We start from the raw sequence: 19,963 nt of genomic DNA, 5'->3' as shown, positions 1-19,963 counted from the left end.
TTTCAAGTATAAGGATGAATTATCGTTTAGTTTTCACCCTCTACTATCGCGCTTTCTGGTGAGTCCACCTCGGTGTCATCGGGAATCGCTGGCCCGGGTTCAACGTCCGGCTGGCGATGCTCATCAAGCGGGCATGCCAGGGCATTGGCGCGCAGCCAGATATCCTTGCTGCTTAATTCAAAGACGGTGTTTATCGCCTCGTCGTGGTGCTCGGTTCGGTAAAGCAGTTTTCGGTCTCGGCCGTCCAGCCACTGTTGCTGTTTGCCCAGGTAGTGGCCGTGTTGATTTTGAATGACGAAAACGTTGGTCATGGCCTGTTCCACAGATACAAAGTCGGAGGGCCCCATTTTAGCGTGGCGGTGGGGTGACTCAAGTGCTGGAGCCGCGTCCGCCTGGCTGGGGTTTCCGAGCGTGAGTGATTATCTAGCCGCTACGGGCAAGAGTGAGCCCGCGTCGCACAATTCGGTAGCGTTTTCCTCAGCCCGTTCTCTTGTTAAGCAGGACGTCTTTGGCTGCATTCAGTTGGCTGGCGAGGTAGTCGTTTCCGCCTCTGTCGGGGTGCAACTTCTGCATTAGGCTGCGATGGGCGGCGATGATGTCGTCGTCACTAGCGTCTGCCTTTAGCCCCAAAATAGACAGGGCTTGGGACTCATCCATATCCATTTGGGGTGGCGGTGTGGTGGCGTTTGCCTCGGCCTCACCCTGTGGTTTGTTGCTGATTTTATGATAGATATGCTGCAGCACATACTGTCGCACGAAGGGCATGGCGCCACCAACCAGCCCGGCCAGCCAGTGGACGCGACCGGTTATGGAAAGCAATATCAAGCCGGCGCCGGCCATACTGACTAGCAGGGTGATGTAGTAGGAACGCCGTTGCTGTGGTGGTTTGCTCTGCACTAGCTTCACAAAGCGGTACAGGGCATAGAGGATGGCGGCGGCGATGAGTAAACGAATGATCATGGTGGTTCCGTTCGCAGTGCTGGCCAGCGGGCGGGCCGATTAAAAACAAGCTGTGGTAGAGTATAGGGCTTTCTCGGCCGCAACCCTACCGTCGCAGCTGCAAACACAATAATTATGGGATGCTATGGGCTCAGCCTCTTCCTCGGCGCAGCGTTTTATGCTGTTTCAGTCGCTGCACACAGCCAGCCAGTCAGGTGATAACAACTGGGATCAACTAATTGCCCTGCTTAGCAAGGGCGAGCAGGCTGCGCACCGCGCTCAGCTCGATGCCTTGGCACAAAAGTTTGCCAGTGGTCAGCAGGTGGTATTAGACGAGCTGCGCAGTGGCGGGCTGTTCCTGGATTGGGAGCTGCGTTTTATGCAGCTGGGCTTGGCGGTCGGGAATTTGGCGAATGTATATCGACGCCTGGCCGAGCATTATCGATTGCTTACCGAGTTTCAGCAGCGCTTTCGTCGCGCGTCACGCCTACCGCTTCTGTTGGTGGGTGGTTTTATCTTGCTGGTGCCCTTGCTGTTGTTGGTATCGCGTCAACTGCAGCCGAGTGAGGCGCTGGTGGCAATAGTGTTTGGTTTGGCGCCGTTGGGGCTGTTGTGTGCTATTGCTGCAGCGCTTTGGCATCGCCGCGAGTCGCCGTGTGTGCAGCGTTTTTGTTACCGGCTGCCGGGCATCGGACGGGCGTTAGCCGGCTATCAAAGTTATCACTACGTGAATCACTTGGGTGAATGTATTGCCGCGGGAATGCCGCTGGCGCAGGCGCTAAAGCAAGCGGCCCGCCGTATGCCCGATAGCCCGGTGAGAGCGCGCTATGAGCGCATTGCCAGTGAGGTGGGCGCGGGAGAAAAGTTCTCTGTCGCTCTCATGAGAAGTGGCGCGTTAGCGGGGGTGGCATTGCCTGCAGCGGGAGCGGGGGATGCTCGGCAAGTGCCGGCGCAATTAAGCCTGGCGATACATCAGAGCTGTGAAGAGCAGTTAAACTTTTGGGCGTCTAGCCTGCCCTTCTTACTATTGGGGTTGATCCCCTATTTAGTGGTACTTAATGCCTGGTTTCTTTTGCGGTAAGGGTCTCCAGCTCATCAATATAGTGACGACGGCCGGACAGCTCCTGCTCAATGGCAAATTTTTCGCTAGAATTCTGCCATTCGGCATTTTTAAGCAGCTCCCAAAGCTTACGGCTGCATAGGTTTTTAACGTCTATCTCAGTATTCTGGTTGTTCACTTCTGTTCTCCTGGCAGCGCTTATTCGCTGCGTTACTTTCCTTTCTTTGTCTTTCTGTTTCCAGCGTGACTAATCATGGCGGCTGTGCATTGCAGTGTTATGACAACCGAGCAACTTGTGTCACTTTGCGCTAGACTGCGCGTTTTTTCGCCCTGTGTACTCTGGAGAGGCGACCTGCCATGTCTCAACAATTGCTGGCGGCTGCGACTTGGCAGCGCATTCAGCGTTTTTCCTGCGATAAGCCGACGCCGTGTTTGATCTTCGATCTGCCTACCTTGCGGGAAAAGTACGCTGAACTAGAGGGTGCTTTCCCGTTTGCCGATATTTACTACGCCGTCAAGGCTAACCCCGATGCCGATATTATTCGCTGCTTGGACGCGCTGGGTGCGAACTTTGACATCGCCTCCATCTATGAGTTGCAAAAACTCCGCGGCTTAAATATCGACAGTGCCCGAATCAGTTACGGCAACACCATTAAAAAAGCCACGGATATTGCCTTTGCTTACGAGCAGGGCGTGCGCCTCTTTGCCAGCGACTGTGAATCGGACATTCGTAAGCTAGCAAAATTTGCGCCAGGCAGTCGAGTGTGTGTGCGGGTGCTAACCGAGGGTTCGGAGACCGCTGATTGGCCCTTGTCGAGAAAATTTGGCTGCCAGCGCGATATGGCCATAGAACTGATCCTACTTGCGCGGGAGCTGGGCCTGGAGCCTTATGGCATTTCGTTTCATGTGGGCAGCCAGCAGCGGGATATTAGTAGCTGGGACGCAGCGATTGCGAAGGTGCATTTTATTTTCGACCAGCTCCGCGAGGCCGGGATTGCGCTAAAAATGGTCAATATGGGCGGCGGTATGCCCGCCAATTACAAACAGCGCTCGCAGGACTTGCAGACCTATGGTCGCGCCATTGCGCGTTTCTTGGAGGAAGATTTTGGTGACTCGCCTCCTCAGGTGATCATTGAGCCCGGTCGCTCTCTGGTTGCAGAAGCGGGGGTGTTGGTGAGCGAAGTCGTGCAAGTGTCCTATAAATCACACGACTCACTCGACCGGTGGGTGTATCTGGATGTTGGCTTATTTGGTGGCCTTATTGAGGCCCTCGGTGAGGCGATACAGTATCCCGTGTTGTGGGAGGTGGATAGTGACGGTGAGGATGAAGTCATTCTTGCGGGGCCCACCTGCGACAGTATGGACATTCTTTACGAGGATCATCGCTATCAGCTACCCGTAAACCTTCAGGAAGGTGACCGCTTGTACTGGTTGTCTACGGGCGCTTACACCACCAGTTATAGTTCAGTGGAGTTTAACGGCATTCCGCCGCTGCGTAGCTATATTTTGGATGCGCCATAAAAAAACCACCGGCTGCTTGGCAGGCGGTGGTTTTTAATAAGACGCCCGGCGAACCGGGCGTTATCTCTATCTTAGAAGGTTAGACGAAGGCGCCAGTAGAAGTCGGCTTCAAGTTCTTCGATAAAGTCATCGTTAACCACATCGTCGTAAATGGATTTGGCGGCAACCAGCTCAGAGTAAAGGAAGTCGCCGTATTCCAGCTTCAGACGCAGACCGGCATCGGCAAGCGCTTGCTCGTCACCAAAGTCGCTGTTGGTATTGTTGTACCAGCTGCCACCGTATTCGGCGAACAGCGAAGGCGTAAGTTTCAGGCCTTCAGCGGCTTTAATGGCCTTGTTCAGCGATACCTTGAGGTGGTAACCCTCATCACCAATCAGGACGCCTGGCAGATACGCGCTCATGCTGTCCATGCCACCCAACACAAACTGTTGCTGCTGTGGCAGCTGCTCGTCAGCGAACTGGCCTCGGGCGGTGGTTTTCATGGTTACGCCGTCGGTAATGCGCTGTTCGTAGCTAAGCGAGGGCAGCAGGGCAATGAACTCTGCTGTGCGTGCAGGCGCTACGATGTCGGGCACGGGCTGCCCGGGGTTTTGCTGCTGGTAGGCAGCGCGATATTCGTCGTAGCGGTCGAGGGTGCCGCCGTCACCAAAGCCGGCACGCAGTTTCAGCGACGCGTTCAGTCTGGCGGCGTTTTGCTCCTCGCTCTGGAAGCGGTTGAGCGTGTAGCGACCACCCAGCTCGACAACTTGGTAATTTTCGTCGAGTAGCTTCTCGCTGCGACCTTCCTGGTCGATGGTTGAGTCGATGAACTCAATGCGCTCAGTCAGGCTGAATTGCTGCCAAGGCGTGCTGTAAAGCACCTGCTCGCCGCGAAGGCTGGCCTGGAGGATCTCTGCGTCCAGTTCGATACCCACCATTGAACTTTGGGCAGGTGTACACCCCAGGTTGAGCAGTGGGATCAAACATGAGCCTGGCGTGGTTACCCGCGCTTCTGGCTCGCGCAGATAGTCAACATAGTTGATATCAATGCCGTAGAGGCCGCTAGCAAAAGGGTGGTCAACGCTGATGCTGACTTGGTTCAGCTCTTCGCCGTCACGCGATTCACCCAAATCGGTGAAGGCGGTTTGGTAAGAGACTGAGGCCTGGGTGCCGGACTCAAACTTGTGCTTAACACCAGCCAAGCCGAAGTAGCGACCAAGGAAGCGGCTGCCTTTGTTGTTGGCTTCGACGATGATCTCGGTGGCATCGTGATTTTCGATCGCCTTGCGGCTCAGTTGAATGTCGACAGCGTCGTCGCCCTGTTCAACATAGCTGATGTCATAGTCGTAGCCAGCGCGGCGAGAGCGCAGGTCGGCAAGCACTTTAGCGCGATGGAACTCGGCAATGCTGAGGTCTGCATCGCCACTCAGGCCTGCGAAATACGGCTGCATTTCTTCGGCGCCGGTCACTTCATTGAGTTTCAGCTGCTTGACTATGATCGCCACGCTGTCGAGCATGCGTGCGTAGTCCACTTTCATCAGCAGGTGGCCGTCTTGGTAGTAGCGCTTCGCAAGGCCAATAACAGCTTCTGCTGGGGTTTTTGCGCTGGCCAACAATTCGCGCAGATCGCTATCACTCAGGTACTCATTGCCGTAAACACGCACAGTGGTCCCGTTGACGTCAGCTTCTACTACGGTAGCCGACGCGCTTTTTGCTGCTTGCACTTGTGCAACGCTGGCATTGACCGGTGGCATTACGGGTGGCAGATCGATTGCCATGTGATTTTCTCCTAAACTGTATTCAGCAAATTATGGGTAGCGCGACGAACGCGCTATCAATTCAAAACCTTGAGTTCTACGCGGCGATTTTGTGCACGACCTTCTTCGCTGTCGTTGTCGCTGGTAGGTTGACTCTCACCGTAGCCACGAGCCTGTAAACGCTCGCTTTCAATACCGTGTTCAATGAAATACAGCTGCACAGCAGCGGCGCGGCGGTGTGACAAGTCCATGTTGTAGTCATCGCTGCCTTTGCTGTCAGTGTGGCCAGCAACTTCCAGGCGCTCGGCGCCTGAAGCCTGGATGACCTTGATCGCGGCGTCGAGTGTTGCTACCGACTCTGGGGTCAGTACTGCCTTATCAAACTCGAAGAACACGCCTTCCAGACGCAGCGGTTGCAGGTCGTCCAGGTGGCAGCCATTTGGCAGGACAGCGGCGCCAGCTGGCGTATCGGCACATTTGTCGCGGCTGTCGCAGACACCGTCGGCATCGGCGTCAGCACACTGGCCGCCGTTCAGGCTGTCGGCATCGACCAAGCCAATTAGCGCGGGGTTGTTGTTGCCGTTGAGATCGTTGCCATTATCGATAGCGTCAACATTTCCGCCCAGGGTGTCGTTTAACAAACCGTTACCATCGGCGGTGTTGTCATCGTTGTTGGTCAGGGCGTCTTCCAGGCTACCGCCGGTGACATCGCCAATCAGTCCGTCAACGGGGTCGGTAACGGGCTCCAGCAGGTCGGTAACCGGGTCAACAACCGGGCTCAGCGCGCCCAACAGCGGCTCACCAATTTGGTTGTCGATAACATTGGTGAGTGGGTCAAGCAACGTGTCGACAGTTTCCAGCAGCGGGTCAAGGGCTTCACCCAGGCCAGCCGTGAGGGGTAGGGGTGAGGCTTCACCCGCTTCGGTGCCGCTGTTCGGATCTTCAGGGCCACCCAGCAGGTCGTTAACAACACCGTTACCATCGCTGGTGTTGTCATCGTTGTTGGTCAGGGCGTCTTCCAGGCTGCCGCCGGTCACTTCTGCTAACAGGCCATCGACAGGGTCGGTCACCGGTGCCAGGGTATCAAGCAGCGGTTCTGTCACAGGGTTCAAGCCGTCTAGCAAGGGCTCTAACAAAGTGTCGTCGAGGGCGTCGGTCACTGGGTCGAGTGTTTTGTCCAGCGCATCAACCAGCGGCGTCAATGCTTTGCCGAGTGGGCCGGTTACTAAGGGAAGCGGTGACGCCTCACCTGCTTCGGTACCGCTGTTCGGATCTTGCGGGCCACCCAGCAGGTCGTTTACCACGCCATTGCCATCGCCTGGGTTGTCGCCATTATTGGTTAAGGCGTCTTCCAAACTACCACCGGTGAGGTCGGAAACCAGGCCGTCAACGGGGTCGGTCACGGGCTCCAGTACATCAAGCAGCGGCTCAGTAACCGGGCTCAGGCCATCCAGAACGGGCTCAAGCAGGGTGTCATCCAGCGCGTCGGTGAGCGGGTCGAGAGTGCTGTCGAGTGCGTCGATCAGTGGGGTGAGCGCTTTACCCAGGGGGGCGGTGATTGCCGGAAGAGGGGAAAGTTCTCCCGCCTCAGTGCCGCTATTGGGGTTCTCGTCGGCGCCGAGTAAGTCATTGACAAGGCCGTCACCGTCGCCGGGGTTAAACATGTCGTCATTCGTGAGAGCGTCTCTCAGTGAACCGCCGGTGAGATCTTCAACAATGCCGTCTACGGGTGCCACAATGGGGTCGAGTCCGGTGAGAAGAGGGCTGGTCAAGGGGCTCAGTGCGCCCAATAAGGGCTGTGCGAGTTGCTGGTCTATCGTGTCGGTGACGGGGTCTAGCGTGGTATCCAGTGCGTCGACTAAGGGGTTTAAGGACGCTCCGAGGGGTTCGGTAATGGGCCCGAGCAGCGCTGGCAGGTCGATAAGCACGGCTCCTTTACCGTCATTGCCAATACCGATGATGCCCAATAGCTGCGCGTTCGCTAACTGGCTGGCGCCAAGGCTGCAAACCGCGGTGGCGATCAGCAATTTGCGTAGCTTAAAACGTGATGGGGGGAACATATCCGTTGCCTCTCTGGTCATTCTGCAGCATGCGCTGCGCTTTAATGTAAAACGAAACTGATATCGACCCGCTCGCTGAGAATAAGGAGCGAGCAGTCAAAATTTGTTTTTAGCAATCGTTGCTGCCAACAGGTCTTCCTGACAGTGGTGGCAGATGGTGATTCTGGTCAGCGGCGCATCGGGGTAGCTTTGTGAAGTATCGCCGCAGCTTAGCAAAAGCGTTAAAGCTCTCTCTATTTTATAAGTATTTTCCGCAGGAATTAACAGCTTACCTGTGAAAAATACCGACTTGCGTCGCAAATTGTGTGTCATACGCTACCCAAGATAACTCAGAGCTTAGCATTTGGGTATTTGCGGAAGGGCGTAATCGCGAAAAAAAGCGGTAGCGCCCCGCACACGCTGTGAATGCAATTATCGCTGCGTTTTGTGACGTAGTGAGGGCGCTGGAGGAATAAGTGCTGTCTAGGGTGTCAAAGTGTGACCGTCGTCACGCTTTGTCCTCGTTAATGACGACATCGACGAAGTAATGATCTTCACCGTCAATGTTTTCTCGCACAAGCCCGTGACAGTCGGTTTCAAAGCCGGGGAAGCGCGAGTTGAAGTCCCTGACAAACTGCAGGTAGCGGACAATCGTTCGGTTGAAACGCTCGCCGGGAATCAGCAAAGGAATGCCAGGGGGGTAGGGCGTTACCAGCATGGCGGTTGTGCGCCCTTCCAGTTCGTCAATGGCGACCCGCTCAATTTGGCGGTGTGCCATTTTTGCCCACGCATCAGCAGGTATCATCGCGGGCTCGATTTTCGAGGTATACATATCCGTTGTGATGCGAGCTAGGTCGTACTCCTTGTATACGCTGTGAATATCGTTACATAAATCGCGTAAGCCGACCTTGTCGTATTGCGGATGTTTGCGAGCGAAAGCCGGCATCACACGCCACAGAGGAAGGTTGGCATCGTAGTCATCTTTGAATTGCTGTAACTCTGTCACCATGGAGTTCCAGCGGCCTTTGGTAATGCCGATGGTGAACATGATGAAGAACGAGTACAGGCCGGTTTTTTCTATGATGATGCCGTGTTCCGCCAGGTACTTACTCACGATCGACGCCGGTATACCGGTATCGTCGAAGTTGCCGTCGACATCCAATCCCGGGGTGATGATTGTCGCTTTGATCGGGTCGAGCATGTTGAAGCCCGAGTCGATATCACCGAAGCCGTGCCAGCGATCGCCGGAGTGAATCACCCAGTCGTCGCGCTCGCCGATCCCTTCTTCAGCCAGATACTCCGGTCCCCAGACTTTAAACCACCAGTCGTCACCGTGATCGGCATCGACTTTGCGCATAGCGCGCCGAAAGTCGATGGCTTCCAGAATAGACTCCTCGACTAGCGCTGTGCCGCCGGGGGGCTCCATCATGGCGGCAGCTACATCGCAGGAGGCGATAATGGCGTACTGCGGGCTGGTGGAAGAATGCATCAAATAAGATTCATTAAAGCGGTGGGTGTCCAGCTTTCTGTGTTCGGCGTTTTGCACCAGAATTTGTGAAGCCTGCGACAAACCCGCCAATAGCTTGTGTGTGGATTGCGTGGCGAAGACCAGTGTGTCATCGGCGCGAGGACGATCATTGGCGATGGCGTGCATGTTCTTGTAGAACGGATGGAAGGCCGCGTGAGGCAGCCAGGCCTCGTCGAAATGCAGGGTGTCGATGGTCGCGCCGAGGATGCCTTTAATTTCCTCTACGTTGTAGACAATGCCGTCATAGGTGCTCTGTGTGATGGTTAAAATGCGCGGCTTGCGGTCGGCAAAATCACGGGCGAAGGGGTGGCTTTCAATTTTTTTGCGAATTTCATCCGGGCAAAATTCGCTTTTTGGAATTGGCCCGATGATGCCGTAGTGGTTGCGTGTTGGCGTGAGGAATACCGGGATCGCACCCGTCATAATAATGCTGTGTAGAATCGATTTATGGCAGTTGCGGTCAACCACCACGATATCGCCAGGCGCAACTACTGAATGCCAAACGACCTTGTTTGACGTCGAGGTGCCATTGGTGACAAAAAACAGATGATCGCAGCCGAATATCCGCGCGGCGTTGTGCTCACTGTCGCTCACCGGCCCGGTGTGGTCGAGTAATTGGCCGAGTTCTTCTACCGCGTTGCACACATCGGCACGCAATAAGTTTTCTCCGAAAAACTGGTGAAACATTTGCCCAACAGGGTTCTTCAGAAAGGCAACGCCGCCCGAGTGACCGGGGCAGTGCCAGCTGTATGAGCTGTCGCTGGCGTAATTCATCAGCGCATTGAAAAACGGTGGTGCCAGTGATTCCAGGTACTTGTTGGCCTCACGAATGATATGCCGGGCAACAAACTCCGGCGTATCTTCAAACATATGGATGAAGCCATGTAGCTCGCGCAGAATCTCATTGGGTAAATGGCGCGAGGTGCGTGTTTCGCCGTATAAAAAAACCGGAATATCGGTGTTGCGATGACGAACAGCCTGCAAGAAATCCTGAATTGCACTCAGCGCGTGACTAGCCGCTTCGTCGCTGCCGTCGCAGAATTCTTCATCGTCTATTGAAAGGATGAAACAAGATGCGCGGCTCGCCTGTTGGGCGAAGGCCGTGAGGTCGCCATAGCTGGTAAAGCCGACAACCTCCATACCCTCGCGGCCGATGGCGTCAGCGAGGTCGCGAATGCCGGAGCCGGAGATATTCTCCGAGCGGAAGTCTTCATCAATGACAACAACGGGAAAACGAAATTTCATAGCGGGTGCTCTTTAAAATATCAGTGCTCGTCGACGGGCGATGCTGTCACTAGACTAGTCGATTTGCAAAAAAAATGAGAGGGCGGCGCGATATTTCGGCGGCCGCCTATATTTGGCTGGGCCTGCCAGCTGGACGCAGTGGACAGGCCGGGGCTTCAGTCGCCTTTCAATATATTGAGAATATATTGCGGAAGGGCAAAGCTGCCGTGATGCAGGGCCGGCGTGTAGTAGCGGCTGGTGATGCCGCTGTCAGCGAAACGCTGTTGCAGCGTTTCCAGGTCGAGCTCTCGTAAGCTGGGGTCATCGCTGGCCCAAGCGAAAGTCATAATGCCACCAACGTAGGTGGGCACAGCGGCAGCATAGAAGTGACAGTCCGCAAATAACGGCGAGAGGCGCTGGTGGGTAGTGCGCACTTCCTCGGGTTGCATAAAGGCAACACCGTTTTGCGCAGCGAATACACCACCGGGTTTTAAGCAGCGCTTAATCCCTTCGTAGAAGGGTGATGTGAATAGCACCTCGCCTGGCCCGATGGGGTCGGTGCTGTCTGACAAGATAACATCGAACTGGCGGCCACAATTTTGCACGTAGTCGATGCCATCGCCAATGACGATTTCAGCGCGCGGGTCATCGTAGGCACCGCTGGAGTGCCGCGGCAGGTACTCGACACACATATCGATAACCGCTTGGTCAATCTCGACCTGCACGGCGCGCTCAACGCTGGCATGGCGAAGCACTTCGCGAAGCAGGCCGCCGTCACCGCCGCCGATGATCAGCACGTCTTTCGCCTTACCGTGGGCCAAAAGTGGCACGTGGGCGAGCATTTCATGGTAGACGAACTCGTCGCGCTCGGTGGTCTGAATAACACCGTCCAAGGCCATCACCCGGCCAAAATCGACAGAGTCGAAGATGACGAGATGCTGGTGCTCGGTCTTGCTTTCGAACAGCACCTTTTTAACGCGGAATCCTTGGTGGTATCCGCTGTGAAGGGTCTCGTCGAACCATTCAGACATCGTCCATTCTCCCGCGCAGATTTTCCCCGACCTCAATGCGTGAGGGGGAGAAGGCTTTTTGCAGGATGCCGACAGCTAATTCGGGTTTGGCGTCACCGCACATAAAGACGTCGAAGGCGGCATAGTCGCGCTCCGGCCAGGTATGTACGCTGATATGAGACTCCGCCAAGACCGCAACACCGGACACGCCGCCGTTGGGCGTGAAATGATGCATATGAATATGCAGCAGGGTTGCACCGCATTCTTTAACGCAGTCCAGAAAGGCTTTTTCCATACGGGGGATATCATCGAGATGGGAGGCTCCCCAGAGGTCGATGATCAGGTGTGTGCCGGCGTAGGCAACGCCATCGCGCACGATGAAGTGATCGAGATTTTCATCCGATGCAGTGATCGGGTTAGTCGTGGCAGCGCCCGCCTCCAGAGAAGGCATAAGATCCAAGCTTTTCATCTAGCATAAATCCTCCGCAGGGTTGAAAGAGGCGGCGATTTAAACCGTTTTATTGGCAAATAGCAATAAAAAAACTGGGTGAATTTTAGGCGTTTATTTCAATGCCGGCCAGTGTTGCCCAGCGCCAGGGGCCTAGCGGGTTTCAGGGCTAGTCAGGGCCATGTGAATCAGGGCATAGTGGGCCTACCCACAAGTGACCGACAGGAGCATTTTGATGAGTATTTTCGACCGTTTGCGCAAACCCAGTGCGATTCCAGCGGCGAGCGAAGCACTGCCCGGTCGCCGTGAGGAAATGCCTGTGCCGGAGCGGCACACGGTGTTGGGGGCACCGCTTAAGGGGCCGTTTCCCGACCATTTGCAGTCAGTGGTTGTGGGGCTGGGCTGTTTTTGGGGGGCGGAGCGAAAGTTTTGGCAACTACCCGGTGTGTACACCACGGCGGTGGGCTACAGCGGTGGGCATACGCCGAATCCCACCTACGAGGAGGTGTGCTCGGGGATGACCGGCCACAACGAGGTGGTGTTGGTGGTATTTGATCCGGCGGCATTAAGCCTTGATGCCCTGCTGCGCTGCTTTTGGGAGAGCCATGACCCCACGCAGGGAATGCGTCAGGGCAATGATGTGGGCACGCAATACCGCTCGGGCATTTATACCTACCAGGACGCGCAGCGCGCTGCTGCTGAGCAAAGCCGCGAGACGTATCAGGAAAAGCTGACCGCAGCGGGCTATGGCGAGATCACGACCGAGATTGTGCCAGCGGGGCCGTTTTATTACGCGGAGGCGTATCACCAGCAATATCTGGATAAGAATCCCGGGGGGTATTGCGGCTTGGGTGGCACAGGTGTGTCGTGTTCGTAGTGGGCTCTGTCGGACTGAAATAATACGCATAAAAAAACGGGGCCTGAGCCCCGTTTTTTATGGTTTGCCGTCGTGGCTATTTCTTAACAATTACCGATGAGCCGTGGCCGAACAGGCCCTGATTGGCGGTAATGCCCACCCGGGCGCCTACAACCTGGCGCTCACCCGCCTCGCCGCGCAGCTGCCACGTCAGCTCACAGACCTGTGCCAGCGCTTGAGCGGGCACAGCCTCGCCAAAGCATGCCAGACCGCCCGAGGGGTTAACGGGCAGACGGCCGCCGAGCTTGGTGTCGCCATTGCGCACCAGTTGTGCGGCTTCACCGCGCGGGCACAGCTGCAAGTCTTCATACCAGTCCATTTCCAGTGCAGAGGAGAGGTCGTAGACTTCGGCAACGTTGACGTCTTCCGGGCCGATTCCCGCTTGCTCATAGGCCTTTGCTGGCAATGCCGCGCGGAAGCGGTGGGCTTCTACGCCCGCTGCGGCCGCTGAGTCGGTGGCGATATCGGGCATTTCCACCACGGCACTGGCAAAGGTGGGTGTGACGGTTGATACGGCCGCCACGCGAACGGCGTCGGCTTTGCCCAGGCGCTTTGCGTAGTCCATGCTAGATACAATCATTGCCGCGCCGCCATCCGATGTGGCGCAAATTTGCAGCAAACGCAATGGATCAGCCACCATGGCCGAGTTCATCACATCTTCCATGGTGAATTTTTTCTTGTAGCGGGCATTGGGGTTGGTGAAACCGTGCTCGCTGTTTTTAATTTTTACCCGTGCAAAGTCTTCTTCTGTGTCGCCAAACAAATCCATGCGACGGCGGGCATACAGTGCAAAGTAGGTGGGGTTGGTAATTCCCAGGTAAAAACGCAGCCAATCCGGATCTTCCGGGCGGTAGCCTTTGGCCGGCGCGAGGAAGCCCTTGGGGGTGGTGTCGGCGCCGACAACTAGGGCAACTTCGCATTCGCCGGCAAGAATTTTTGCTTGTGCGGCGGCGAGCGCCTGGGAGCCGGAGGCACAGGCGGCGTAAGATGTATTTACTTGCGCGCCCTGCCAGCCCAATGCCTGGGCGAAGGTCGCCCCGGCAACATAACCGGGATAGCCGCAGCGCATGGTTGCTGCACCCGAAACAAAGCCCACATCCTGCCAGGGAATGCCGGCGTCTTTCAGTGCCGCGCGCGCAGCGTGCACGCCGTACTCGCTGAAGTTCTTGCCCCATTTGCCCCAGGGGTGCATGCCGACGCCCAAGATGGCGATATCGTTACTCATTGAATTCTCCCGTCATCGAGTCTGCGGCTCAGCCCAGTGGCTTCCACTTCCAAGTAATTTTTACCGACTCGTCGTCTTCGTGCAGTGGTTCTAATACCAATTCGACTTCCTGGCCGACTTTCAGGTCTTTGGGGCCGACGCCTTTGACCGTTTGTCCCAGAATGATCATCTGTTCTTTTTCCAGTTCCACTGCGGCAATGCCGTAGGGAACGAAGGGCTCTTCCGCGACAAAGGGCTCGGGTGGCTTGTAGCACGCATCGGTGTAGGACCAAATTTTTCCGGTGCGACTGAGCTGTACCTCGCTAAATGTCTCGCTTTCGCAGTTGGGGTTGCGACAGAAGGACAAATTTTTGGGGAAGTAGTAGGTGCCGCAGTCGTCGCACTTTGCGCCGATAAGGTGAGGCGTATCAGTATCGAGGGTATACCAACCTTCGATTGCCGCCTGTACAGGCTTGTCACTCATGCCGAATCTCCGCTTGAGGGTGCAACTTTGGCACCATTGAGTGAGGGGTAAACAGCCGCAAATGATCGCAAGTGTTGCTGGCGCGAGCTATCGTCTGAATGGTTGAGTGGCAGCGTAAAGGCGTTATGAACGCATATGTCATGTGGGTGACGGCTTTTGCAATTGTCGCGGTGACCCGGCCGCTTATTATGGTGACAAGCGTCAACCAAAACTGCCAACGACTGGCGGCGACACAGAGGAAGGCAACAATGAAAGTTGAGTTTAGCGCAGAGCAGAATGCGCTGCGCAAAGAATTACGCGCGTATTTCGAGGCATTGATGACGCCGGAGCTCAAGGCCGAGTGCGACGAGAGCATGGGAGAGGGCGGTGGCCCGCTATGGCGCGAGGCGCTCAAGCAAATGGGGCGCGATGGCTGGATAGGTGTTGGCTGGCCAAAAGAGCTCGGTGGTCGCGGTATGAGCCCCATCGAGCAGTTTATTTTCGTAGAAGAAGTCATGCGCGCGGGTTACCCCTTCCCGTTCCTGACAACCGAGTCGGTCGGGCCGCAGCTGGCCGAGCACGGCAATGAATGGCAGAAGCGAGAGATCGTACCCAAGATTCTCGCGGGTGAATGTTTGATCGCGATTGGCTACTCAGAGCCGGGCGCCGGCACCGATCTGGCGAGTTTGAAAACATCGGCGGTGCGCGACGGCGACGGCTGGCTGATCAACGGTCAAAAAATGTGGACCAGCCTCGCGCATTTTTGCGACTACGTTTGGCTCGCCTGCCGAACGGATCCCGATGCAGCGAAACCGCACAAAGGTATTTCCATGTTTTTGGTGCCCACTAACGATCCAGGCTGGTCGTGCAGTCCGGTGGTCACCTTGGGTGGCGTGCGCACCAACGCAACCTACTACGACAATATTCGCGTGAATGACGACGCGCTGGTGGGCGAGGAAAACGCGGGCTGGAAGCTGATTACCAGCCAGCTGAACCGCGAGCGTCTCAGTTTGGTGAACTTTGGACCCACTGCAGAAATGTTTAACAACGTAGTGCGCTGGGCCCAGCAAACTGACCTGCCCGAAGGTGGAAAAATCATCGACCAACCCTGGGTGCAGATCAACCTGGCGAAAGTCCGTGCCGGTGTCGAGGCACTGAAACTGGTGTGCTACAAGCAGGCGTGGGCAATGACCGAAGGCCAGCTGGATATGGCCGATGCCTCAGCAGCGAAAGTCTACGGGTCTGAGTTTTTCATCGAGGTGTATCGCCTGTTGGGCGAGGTCATTGGCCAAGCGTCACTGATTAATCGTCGCACGCCGGGTGCCGACCCCATCGCATCGCGAATTGAGCGCCTGTATCGCACGGCATCAATTATTACGTTTGGCGGCGGCACCAACGAAATTCAGCGTGACATCATTTCCGCCGCCGGTTTGTGGATGCCCCGGGCATCGCGCTAGATGCGTCGTGTTTACCCCGGCGAAGAGTGAACGAATAGAGAGAAAACAGTTATGGATTTCGGACTTTCAGAACAGCAGCGCGATGTGCAAAACCTTGCGCGCGAAATTCTCGGCGAACAGGTAACAGCGGAAAAGCTCGCCAAGTACGACAGCTACGCGGCGGAGCGTTTTGACCGCGAACTATGGCAGCAGGTTGCTCAGGCGGGGCTGCTGGGTGTTGCCATTGAAGAGCAATATGGCGGAATGGGTTTCGGTTTTTTTGAAGCGGCCCTGATTGCAGAAGAAGTCGGGCGAAATATTGCTCCGCTGCCATTTATTTCTCACTGTATTTCGGCGGCGATGCCGGTGCAGCAATTCGGCAGTGCCGAGCAAAAGCAGCGTTTACTGCCCGGAGTAGTGAGCGGTGAACAGTTGCTCACAGCCGCGTTGATGGAAGCGAACAATGAGGACCCCACTCAGCCGTGCTTATGCAGTGCGCAGACTGACGGCGAGGCGGTGCTGATCAGCGGTGAGAAGCTCTGCGTTCCCTTTGCGGCGCAAGCTGACTATGTACTGCTGGCCGCGACCGACGGTGACGGCGCCGTTGTTGTAATGCTGCCTCGTCAGGCAGAGGGTGTTGCGCTTGAAGCGATGGAAGTGACGACTTACGAGCCACAATACCGGCTGACGCTCAGTAATGTGCGTGTGGGCGCAGAGAATATTCTGGCCCGCGGGGAGCAGGCGCAGCAGTTGCTCGCTTCGGTCGCCGAGCATACGATGGCAGCATTGTGCGCGCATCAACTCGGTGCCAGTGATAAAGCGATGCGGATGACAGCGTCTTACACGGCCGAGCGTCAGCAGTTTGGCGTGCCGATTGCGACATTTCAGGCAGTGGGCCACCGCGCGGCTAATTGTTTTATCGACGTGGAATGCCTGCGTTTGAATTGCTATCAGGCGATCAGTCGTCTCGACGATGGTGTCGACGCGAGTGTCGAAGTGGCCATTGCGAAAGTGTGGGCAGGGGATGTTGGTCATCGGGTTAGCTACGCCGCCCAGCACTTGCACGGTGGCACGGGCATTGACCGCGACTACCCGCTGTGGCGCTACTGTACGTGGTTGCGTCACAACGAAATGATGCTGGGTAGCTCCGCGCGCAGCCTAGCCGCGCTGGGCAGCAAAATAGCCGCGGGCGAGGCTTTTTGCGCCTAGCGATAGCGCGGGAACGCAAATAGCTGGCTGTTATTCCTTTGGCCAGGTGTTAGCATTCCCGCATTATCGGTATAAAAAGGAATGCGCCCATGTCTATGCGTCATAGCTTGTCTTGCGCCGGTTTATTGTTGCTGGGGGTGGCAGTTACCGCCTGCGCTCAGCCGCAGCCGTCGGCACAAACGGTTTCACGACAAAGCGGTATTATTGAAAGCCAGGTAGGATTTATTGATACGGTCTCGGGTGCGCGCGTTGAGGCGGTGGAGAATGTCCCCGGCAAGACAGAATATCGTGTACTGGTGTCGCTACCGGCATCGGGCGATCAACCGCCAACCGAGATAGAGGAAGTGCTGGTTACTGCCCCTCGGGTTGACCCGGAGGCACCAGCGATCAGCCCTCGCTATGAGTTCGTTCAGGACTATGCCAACGACCGCTACGGTTTTTATATCTATCTGGGCAAGCAGCGCAACGTGCCATTTCGTCTGTACTTTAAAGACCATTCGGCACAGAGCATTCAGAACACTCAGCCGTAAACTCTCAGCCGTAAATAGCGGCCCAATGCGAGTCTGCCATGTGTGACAGGCTCGCTCTTTTTCTTCTGGTTACGACTCTACTGGCCTACGCCATTACTTCTCGAACACTGTTGCGACTTGGCGGCTAAACATTATGGGCACGCCGCTCGGTGACCAAATTGTTGCGTAGTTGCAAAAGTAACCATTACTCCCGGCTTGGCTGCGGTAGTCCATAAACCACCAGTTGTCGGCTGTATCGCCGGCACTTACCGCATTGGGAAACTCCAAATACCAGCTCAACGAACTGCCAACCCCAGGCGGTTTGATCATATTCAGGCCTGGCATTGGCGGTGCATCTGCCAGGGCAATCAGCGCACTTTCGGTAAGCACAGTGGTATCGCGAAAACGCAGCCACAGTGAAAAATCAGCGCTGTCTCCCCCCGATAATGGCAGGTGACCACTGGCGAGCGCCATATCAAAGTGTTGCGTAAACGCGGGTGTCAGGCCGTCAATGAAAGGCAGTAACATGCAGTCCTGTGGCGCCGGAATCGAGGTCGGCATCGCCGGTCCCTCGACAACGACCGCAGATTGACGATCCTTGCCATACGTCGCATTGATCGCGGTAGCCACTTCACCCTCACAGCGCAGCTCTCCTTGAATGTGGGTAACCGAGCCGCCGTCGCGTAAGTGGCGAAGTGCCACTTGGTGATTGCCAGCGGGGGCCGGGCCAACAAAGCTTACTGCCAGGGAGCGCAAGCGGCGGGCTGGCTCTATCTCACTGCGCATGGCTTGGGCGATCAGGGCACTGCTAAGCCCCCCAAATGCGGTGCGGCCCTGCAGCCAGCTTTCGTCAACATTTGCCGTGTAAAGGCCGTCGCTGCCTCGCACCGCTGCCATGAGTTGGTCAAAAGCGCTCATTTGCCGATTCCCTGTGTTTGAATACATAGTGCTTGCCAGTATAGGTAATGTGTTCACTGACAACAACGGCCGTGCATTCCCGCTTGTCTTGGCTCGTGTTTTTGGTATGAGCAAGGCTTGATCCCAGAGCGCTGCGCGCTTATCGTCAGCAAGCTACTTAGAAAAGTAGTGAGCGAAAACAATAATAATTTTTATGGAGTGACTATCGTGCAGCACCCGCAATTTCACGCCCAGAAACAACCGCAAAAAGCCGCTTGTATCCTTGCCAACACGGGTGAGGTAATGACTTATGCCGAGTTGGATGCCCAGTCCAACCAGCTCGCCCAACTGTTTTACAGCCGCGGTTTACGTGCCGGGGACCACATTGCCTATCAAATGGAAAATAGCCACTGCTTTCTTCAAATTGCCTGGGCAGCCCAGCGCAGCGGCTTGGTGTTCACGCCACTGCACAGTCATTTGCGGCCTGCCGAAGTGGCGTACATCCTGGAAAATTCAGGGGCCAAGCTGTTTATCTGTTCACCTCGCTACCTTGAAACGGCGCAGCAACTAGACAGGTCGGCATTGCCGGCCGTACAGCACTGGTTTATCAGCACTGGTGAGGCGCCCAATTTTGACTCCCTGCAAGCGGCGATGGCCGAGTGTCCGTCGGTACCACTAGCGCAGCAATGTGCGGGGGTTCCGATGCTGTACTCTTCGGGAACGACCGGCCAGCCAAAAGGCATTAAACCCAGCCTACCCGAGCAAACCTTTGACGAGGTGCCAGCCGTTATGCAGGGTATTGCTGCGTTCCTGGGGATTAATAGTGAGTCGACGTATCTGACGCCGGCGCCGCTTTACCACGCGGCCCCCATGCACAGCGTTATGGCGGCAATGGCCCTGGGCGGTGCGGTGGTAATGATGGACGGTTTTGACCCAGAGCTGTCGCTTCAAGCGATCGAAAAATACCGTGTGGATTGCAGTCAGTGGGTACCCATTATGTTTATCCGCCTGCTGAAACTGCCTGAAGCGGTGCGCAGCAAATACGATCTCAGCTCCTTGAAGGCGGCGACGCATGCGGCGGCGCCGTGTCCCGCTGATGTGAAGCGCAAGATGATCGAATGGTGGGGGCCGATTATCAACGAGTATTACGCCGCCAGTGAAGGTATTGGCATGACCGCCATTGATAGCGCGCAGTGGCTCGCACACCCTGGCTCAGTGGGCCAGTCTTTGATGGGCGAGGTACACATCGTCGATGACGATGGCAATGAATTGCCCTGCGGCGAAACCGGGATGATTTACTTCTCTGGCTTTGGCGACTTTGAATACCACAATGAACCGGAGAAGACCGCTGGCGCTCACCACCGCGAGGGCTGGGCTACGGTTGGTGATATGGGCTATGTCGATGACGAGGGTTATCTCTATCTGGCCGATCGCCGCGACTTTATGATTATTTCAGGTGGAGTGAACATCTATCCTCAAGAAGTGGAGAATACCCTGATTGCTCACCCAGAGGTCGCTGATGTCGCCGTGTTTGGGCTTCCAGATGAGGAGTTTGGCGAACGAGTGGTCGCGGTGGTTCAGCCAGAGCAGGGGTGCACTGGTAATGCAGAGCTGGCTGACCGGTTGCGAGGCTGGTGTCGTGACTCTGTCTCGGCATTGAAGTGTCCGAAGGCGTTTTTCTTTGAGGCGCAGTTACCGAGGAAGGACAACGGGAAAATGTATAAAAAACCCCTCCAAGAAAAATACCGTCAAGCCGCAGCAGTGGAGGCTTGAGTAGGTAAAAGCTGCAATGGTGCAGTAGGCGCTTTTGTCCTAGTTTGAAAA

The 19,963-nt window shown here is 56.0% G+C and carries 19 protein-coding genes; 7 read left to right on the top strand and 12 right to left on the bottom strand.

Annotation, left to right across the window (positions count from 1 at the left end; all coding sequences use genetic code 11):
• Positions 1 to 26: 26 nt before the first annotated feature.
• Both AC2Q8J_RS05350 and AC2Q8J_RS05345 read right to left on the bottom strand, forming a co-directional pair.
• Complete coding sequence (locus AC2Q8J_RS05350; RefSeq protein WP_204996929.1) at positions 27 to 311, bottom strand: hypothetical protein; 285 nt, start codon at positions 309 to 311, stop codon at positions 27 to 29.
• 166 nt (positions 312 to 477) lie between these two features.
• Complete coding sequence (locus tag AC2Q8J_RS05345; protein WP_486452315.1) at positions 478 to 960, bottom strand: DnaJ domain-containing protein; 483 nt, start codon at positions 958 to 960, stop codon at positions 478 to 480.
• A 124-nt stretch (positions 961 to 1,084) separates the two neighbouring features.
• Here AC2Q8J_RS05345 and AC2Q8J_RS05340 point away from each other — a divergent pair, with 124 nt between their 5' ends.
• Positions 1,085 to 2,020: a type II secretion system F family protein gene (locus AC2Q8J_RS05340; protein ID WP_424145996.1), complete on the top strand. Its 936-nt coding sequence runs from the start codon at positions 1,085 to 1,087 to the stop codon at positions 2,018 to 2,020.
• Here the strand turns inward: AC2Q8J_RS05340 and AC2Q8J_RS05335 are convergent.
• Positions 1,995 to 2,177, bottom strand: coding sequence for a hypothetical protein (locus tag AC2Q8J_RS05335; protein ID WP_204996932.1), 183 nt, complete (start codon positions 2,175 to 2,177; stop codon positions 1,995 to 1,997). The genes AC2Q8J_RS05340 and AC2Q8J_RS05335 overlap by 26 nt on opposite strands.
• A gap of 179 nt (positions 2,178 to 2,356) precedes the next feature.
• On the opposite strand from AC2Q8J_RS05335, the gene AC2Q8J_RS05330 reads away from it, so the two are divergent.
• Positions 2,357 to 3,520 carry a type III PLP-dependent enzyme gene (locus tag AC2Q8J_RS05330; protein ID WP_486452314.1) on the top strand — a complete coding sequence of 388 codons (1,164 nt, stop codon included), beginning with the start codon at positions 2,357 to 2,359 and terminating at the stop codon, positions 3,518 to 3,520.
• Between the two features lie 71 nt (positions 3,521 to 3,591).
• Here AC2Q8J_RS05330 and AC2Q8J_RS05325 read toward each other — a convergent pair whose 3' ends face one another.
• The 6 genes from AC2Q8J_RS05325 to speD all read right to left on the bottom strand — a co-directional run bounded on the left by AC2Q8J_RS05325 (position 3,592) and on the right by speD (position 11,526).
• Positions 3,592 to 5,277: a ShlB/FhaC/HecB family hemolysin secretion/activation protein gene (locus AC2Q8J_RS05325; RefSeq protein ID WP_286838505.1), complete on the bottom strand. Its 1,686-nt coding sequence runs from the start codon at positions 5,275 to 5,277 to the stop codon at positions 3,592 to 3,594.
• Between the two features lie 56 nt (positions 5,278 to 5,333).
• A complete protein-coding gene (locus tag AC2Q8J_RS05320; RefSeq protein WP_486452313.1) occupies positions 5,334 to 7,316 on the bottom strand; it encodes an OmpA family protein in 1,983 nt (660 codons plus the stop codon).
• Between the two features lie 96 nt (positions 7,317 to 7,412).
• Entirely contained in the window at positions 7,413 to 7,628 is a 216-nt protein-coding gene (locus AC2Q8J_RS05315; protein ID WP_486452312.1) for a hypothetical protein, read from the bottom strand.
• A gap of 175 nt (positions 7,629 to 7,803) precedes the next feature.
• Entirely contained in the window at positions 7,804 to 10,068 is a 2,265-nt protein-coding gene (locus AC2Q8J_RS05310; RefSeq protein ID WP_486452311.1) for an Orn/Lys/Arg family decarboxylase, read from the bottom strand.
• Between the two features lie 155 nt (positions 10,069 to 10,223).
• Positions 10,224 to 11,078: a polyamine aminopropyltransferase gene (gene speE, locus AC2Q8J_RS05305; RefSeq protein ID WP_204996937.1), complete on the bottom strand. Its 855-nt coding sequence runs from the start codon at positions 11,076 to 11,078 to the stop codon at positions 10,224 to 10,226.
• The gene (speD, locus tag AC2Q8J_RS05300) at positions 11,071 to 11,526 is read right to left on the bottom strand and encodes an adenosylmethionine decarboxylase (protein WP_027872911.1); all 456 of its coding nucleotides are present in this window, start codon (positions 11,524 to 11,526) and stop codon (positions 11,071 to 11,073) included. Before speD ends, speE begins: the two co-directional genes overlap by 8 nt.
• 214 nt (positions 11,527 to 11,740) lie before the next feature.
• On the opposite strand from speD, the gene msrA reads away from it, so the two are divergent.
• The gene (gene msrA, locus AC2Q8J_RS05295) at positions 11,741 to 12,382 is read left to right on the top strand and encodes a peptide-methionine (S)-S-oxide reductase MsrA (protein WP_424144286.1); all 642 of its coding nucleotides are present in this window, start codon (positions 11,741 to 11,743) and stop codon (positions 12,380 to 12,382) included.
• A gap of 76 nt (positions 12,383 to 12,458) precedes the next feature.
• Here the strand turns inward: msrA and AC2Q8J_RS05290 are convergent, their stop codons facing one another.
• Positions 12,459 to 13,646 (bottom strand): lipid-transfer protein, encoded by a 1,188-nt coding sequence (locus AC2Q8J_RS05290; protein WP_486452310.1) that lies wholly within the window; start codon positions 13,644 to 13,646, stop codon positions 12,459 to 12,461.
• Positions 13,647 to 13,674: 28 nt separating this feature from the next.
• On the bottom strand, positions 13,675 to 14,109 hold the full coding sequence (locus tag AC2Q8J_RS05285) for a Zn-ribbon domain-containing OB-fold protein (RefSeq protein WP_424144287.1): 435 nt from the start codon (positions 14,107 to 14,109) through the stop codon (positions 13,675 to 13,677).
• Positions 14,110 to 14,357: 248 nt separating this feature from the next.
• Between AC2Q8J_RS05285 and AC2Q8J_RS05280 the strand changes: the two genes are divergently transcribed.
• The 3 genes from AC2Q8J_RS05280 to AC2Q8J_RS05270 all read left to right on the top strand — a co-directional run bounded on the left by AC2Q8J_RS05280 (position 14,358) and on the right by AC2Q8J_RS05270 (position 17,263).
• Positions 14,358 to 15,545: an acyl-CoA dehydrogenase family protein gene (locus AC2Q8J_RS05280; RefSeq protein ID WP_204996940.1), complete on the top strand. Its 1,188-nt coding sequence runs from the start codon at positions 14,358 to 14,360 to the stop codon at positions 15,543 to 15,545.
• Positions 15,546 to 15,596: 51 nt separating this feature from the next.
• Complete coding sequence (locus AC2Q8J_RS05275; RefSeq protein WP_486452309.1) at positions 15,597 to 16,733, top strand: acyl-CoA dehydrogenase family protein; 1,137 nt, start codon at positions 15,597 to 15,599, stop codon at positions 16,731 to 16,733.
• 89 nt (positions 16,734 to 16,822) lie between these two features.
• Positions 16,823 to 17,263: a hypothetical protein gene (locus AC2Q8J_RS05270; protein WP_204996942.1), complete on the top strand. Its 441-nt coding sequence runs from the start codon at positions 16,823 to 16,825 to the stop codon at positions 17,261 to 17,263.
• A 93-nt stretch (positions 17,264 to 17,356) separates the two neighbouring features.
• Here the strand turns inward: AC2Q8J_RS05270 and AC2Q8J_RS05265 are convergent, their stop codons facing one another.
• A complete protein-coding gene (locus tag AC2Q8J_RS05265) occupies positions 17,357 to 18,160 on the bottom strand; it encodes an acyl-CoA thioesterase (protein ID WP_486452308.1) in 804 nt (267 codons plus the stop codon).
• 207 nt (positions 18,161 to 18,367) lie between these two features.
• Here AC2Q8J_RS05265 and AC2Q8J_RS05260 point away from each other — a divergent pair, with 207 nt between their 5' ends.
• Positions 18,368 to 19,912 (top strand): acyl-CoA synthetase, encoded by a 1,545-nt coding sequence (locus AC2Q8J_RS05260; protein WP_486452307.1) that lies wholly within the window; start codon positions 18,368 to 18,370, stop codon positions 19,910 to 19,912.
• Positions 19,913 to 19,963 lie beyond the last annotated feature (51 nt).

It is taken from the genome of Spongiibacter sp. C9W (genome assembly GCF_057370015.1).
Note: the sequence above shows the minus strand (reverse complement) of the source record. Positions and strands in the feature narration are given on the sequence as shown.

Excerpts from the sequence above, each read along its gene's own strand:
- AC2Q8J_RS05320 (WP_486452313.1), bottom strand. The coding sequence starts at position 7,316 with ATGTTCCCCCCATCACGTTTTAAGCTACGCAAATTGCTGATCGCCACC.
- AC2Q8J_RS05265 (WP_486452308.1), bottom strand. The coding sequence starts at position 18,160 with ATGAGCGCTTTTGACCAACTCATGGCAGCGGTGCGAGGCAGCGACGGC.
- AC2Q8J_RS05285 (WP_424144287.1), bottom strand. The coding sequence starts at position 14,109 with ATGAGTGACAAGCCTGTACAGGCGGCAATCGAAGGTTGGTATACCCTC.
- AC2Q8J_RS05310 (WP_486452311.1), bottom strand. The coding sequence starts at position 10,068 with ATGAAATTTCGTTTTCCCGTTGTTGTCATTGATGAAGACTTCCGCTCG.
- msrA (WP_424144286.1), top strand. The coding sequence starts at position 11,741 with ATGAGTATTTTCGACCGTTTGCGCAAACCCAGTGCGATTCCAGCGGCG.
- AC2Q8J_RS05340 (WP_424145996.1), top strand. The coding sequence starts at position 1,085 with ATGGGCTCAGCCTCTTCCTCGGCGCAGCGTTTTATGCTGTTTCAGTCG.
- AC2Q8J_RS05290 (WP_486452310.1), bottom strand. The coding sequence starts at position 13,646 with ATGAGTAACGATATCGCCATCTTGGGCGTCGGCATGCACCCCTGGGGC.
- speD (WP_027872911.1), bottom strand. The coding sequence starts at position 11,526 with ATGAAAAGCTTGGATCTTATGCCTTCTCTGGAGGCGGGCGCTGCCACG.
- AC2Q8J_RS05350 (WP_204996929.1), bottom strand. The coding sequence starts at position 311 with ATGACCAACGTTTTCGTCATTCAAAATCAACACGGCCACTACCTGGGC.
- AC2Q8J_RS05330 (WP_486452314.1), top strand. The coding sequence starts at position 2,357 with ATGTCTCAACAATTGCTGGCGGCTGCGACTTGGCAGCGCATTCAGCGT.
- AC2Q8J_RS05325 (WP_286838505.1), bottom strand. The coding sequence starts at position 5,277 with ATGGCAATCGATCTGCCACCCGTAATGCCACCGGTCAATGCCAGCGTT.
- AC2Q8J_RS05345 (WP_486452315.1), bottom strand. The coding sequence starts at position 960 with ATGATCATTCGTTTACTCATCGCCGCCGCCATCCTCTATGCCCTGTAC.
- AC2Q8J_RS05315 (WP_486452312.1), bottom strand. The coding sequence starts at position 7,628 with ATGACACACAATTTGCGACGCAAGTCGGTATTTTTCACAGGTAAGCTG.
- AC2Q8J_RS05280 (WP_204996940.1), top strand. The coding sequence starts at position 14,358 with ATGAAAGTTGAGTTTAGCGCAGAGCAGAATGCGCTGCGCAAAGAATTA.
- speE (WP_204996937.1), bottom strand. The coding sequence starts at position 11,078 with ATGTCTGAATGGTTCGACGAGACCCTTCACAGCGGATACCACCAAGGA.
- AC2Q8J_RS05275 (WP_486452309.1), top strand. The coding sequence starts at position 15,597 with ATGGATTTCGGACTTTCAGAACAGCAGCGCGATGTGCAAAACCTTGCG.
- AC2Q8J_RS05270 (WP_204996942.1), top strand. The coding sequence starts at position 16,823 with ATGTCTATGCGTCATAGCTTGTCTTGCGCCGGTTTATTGTTGCTGGGG.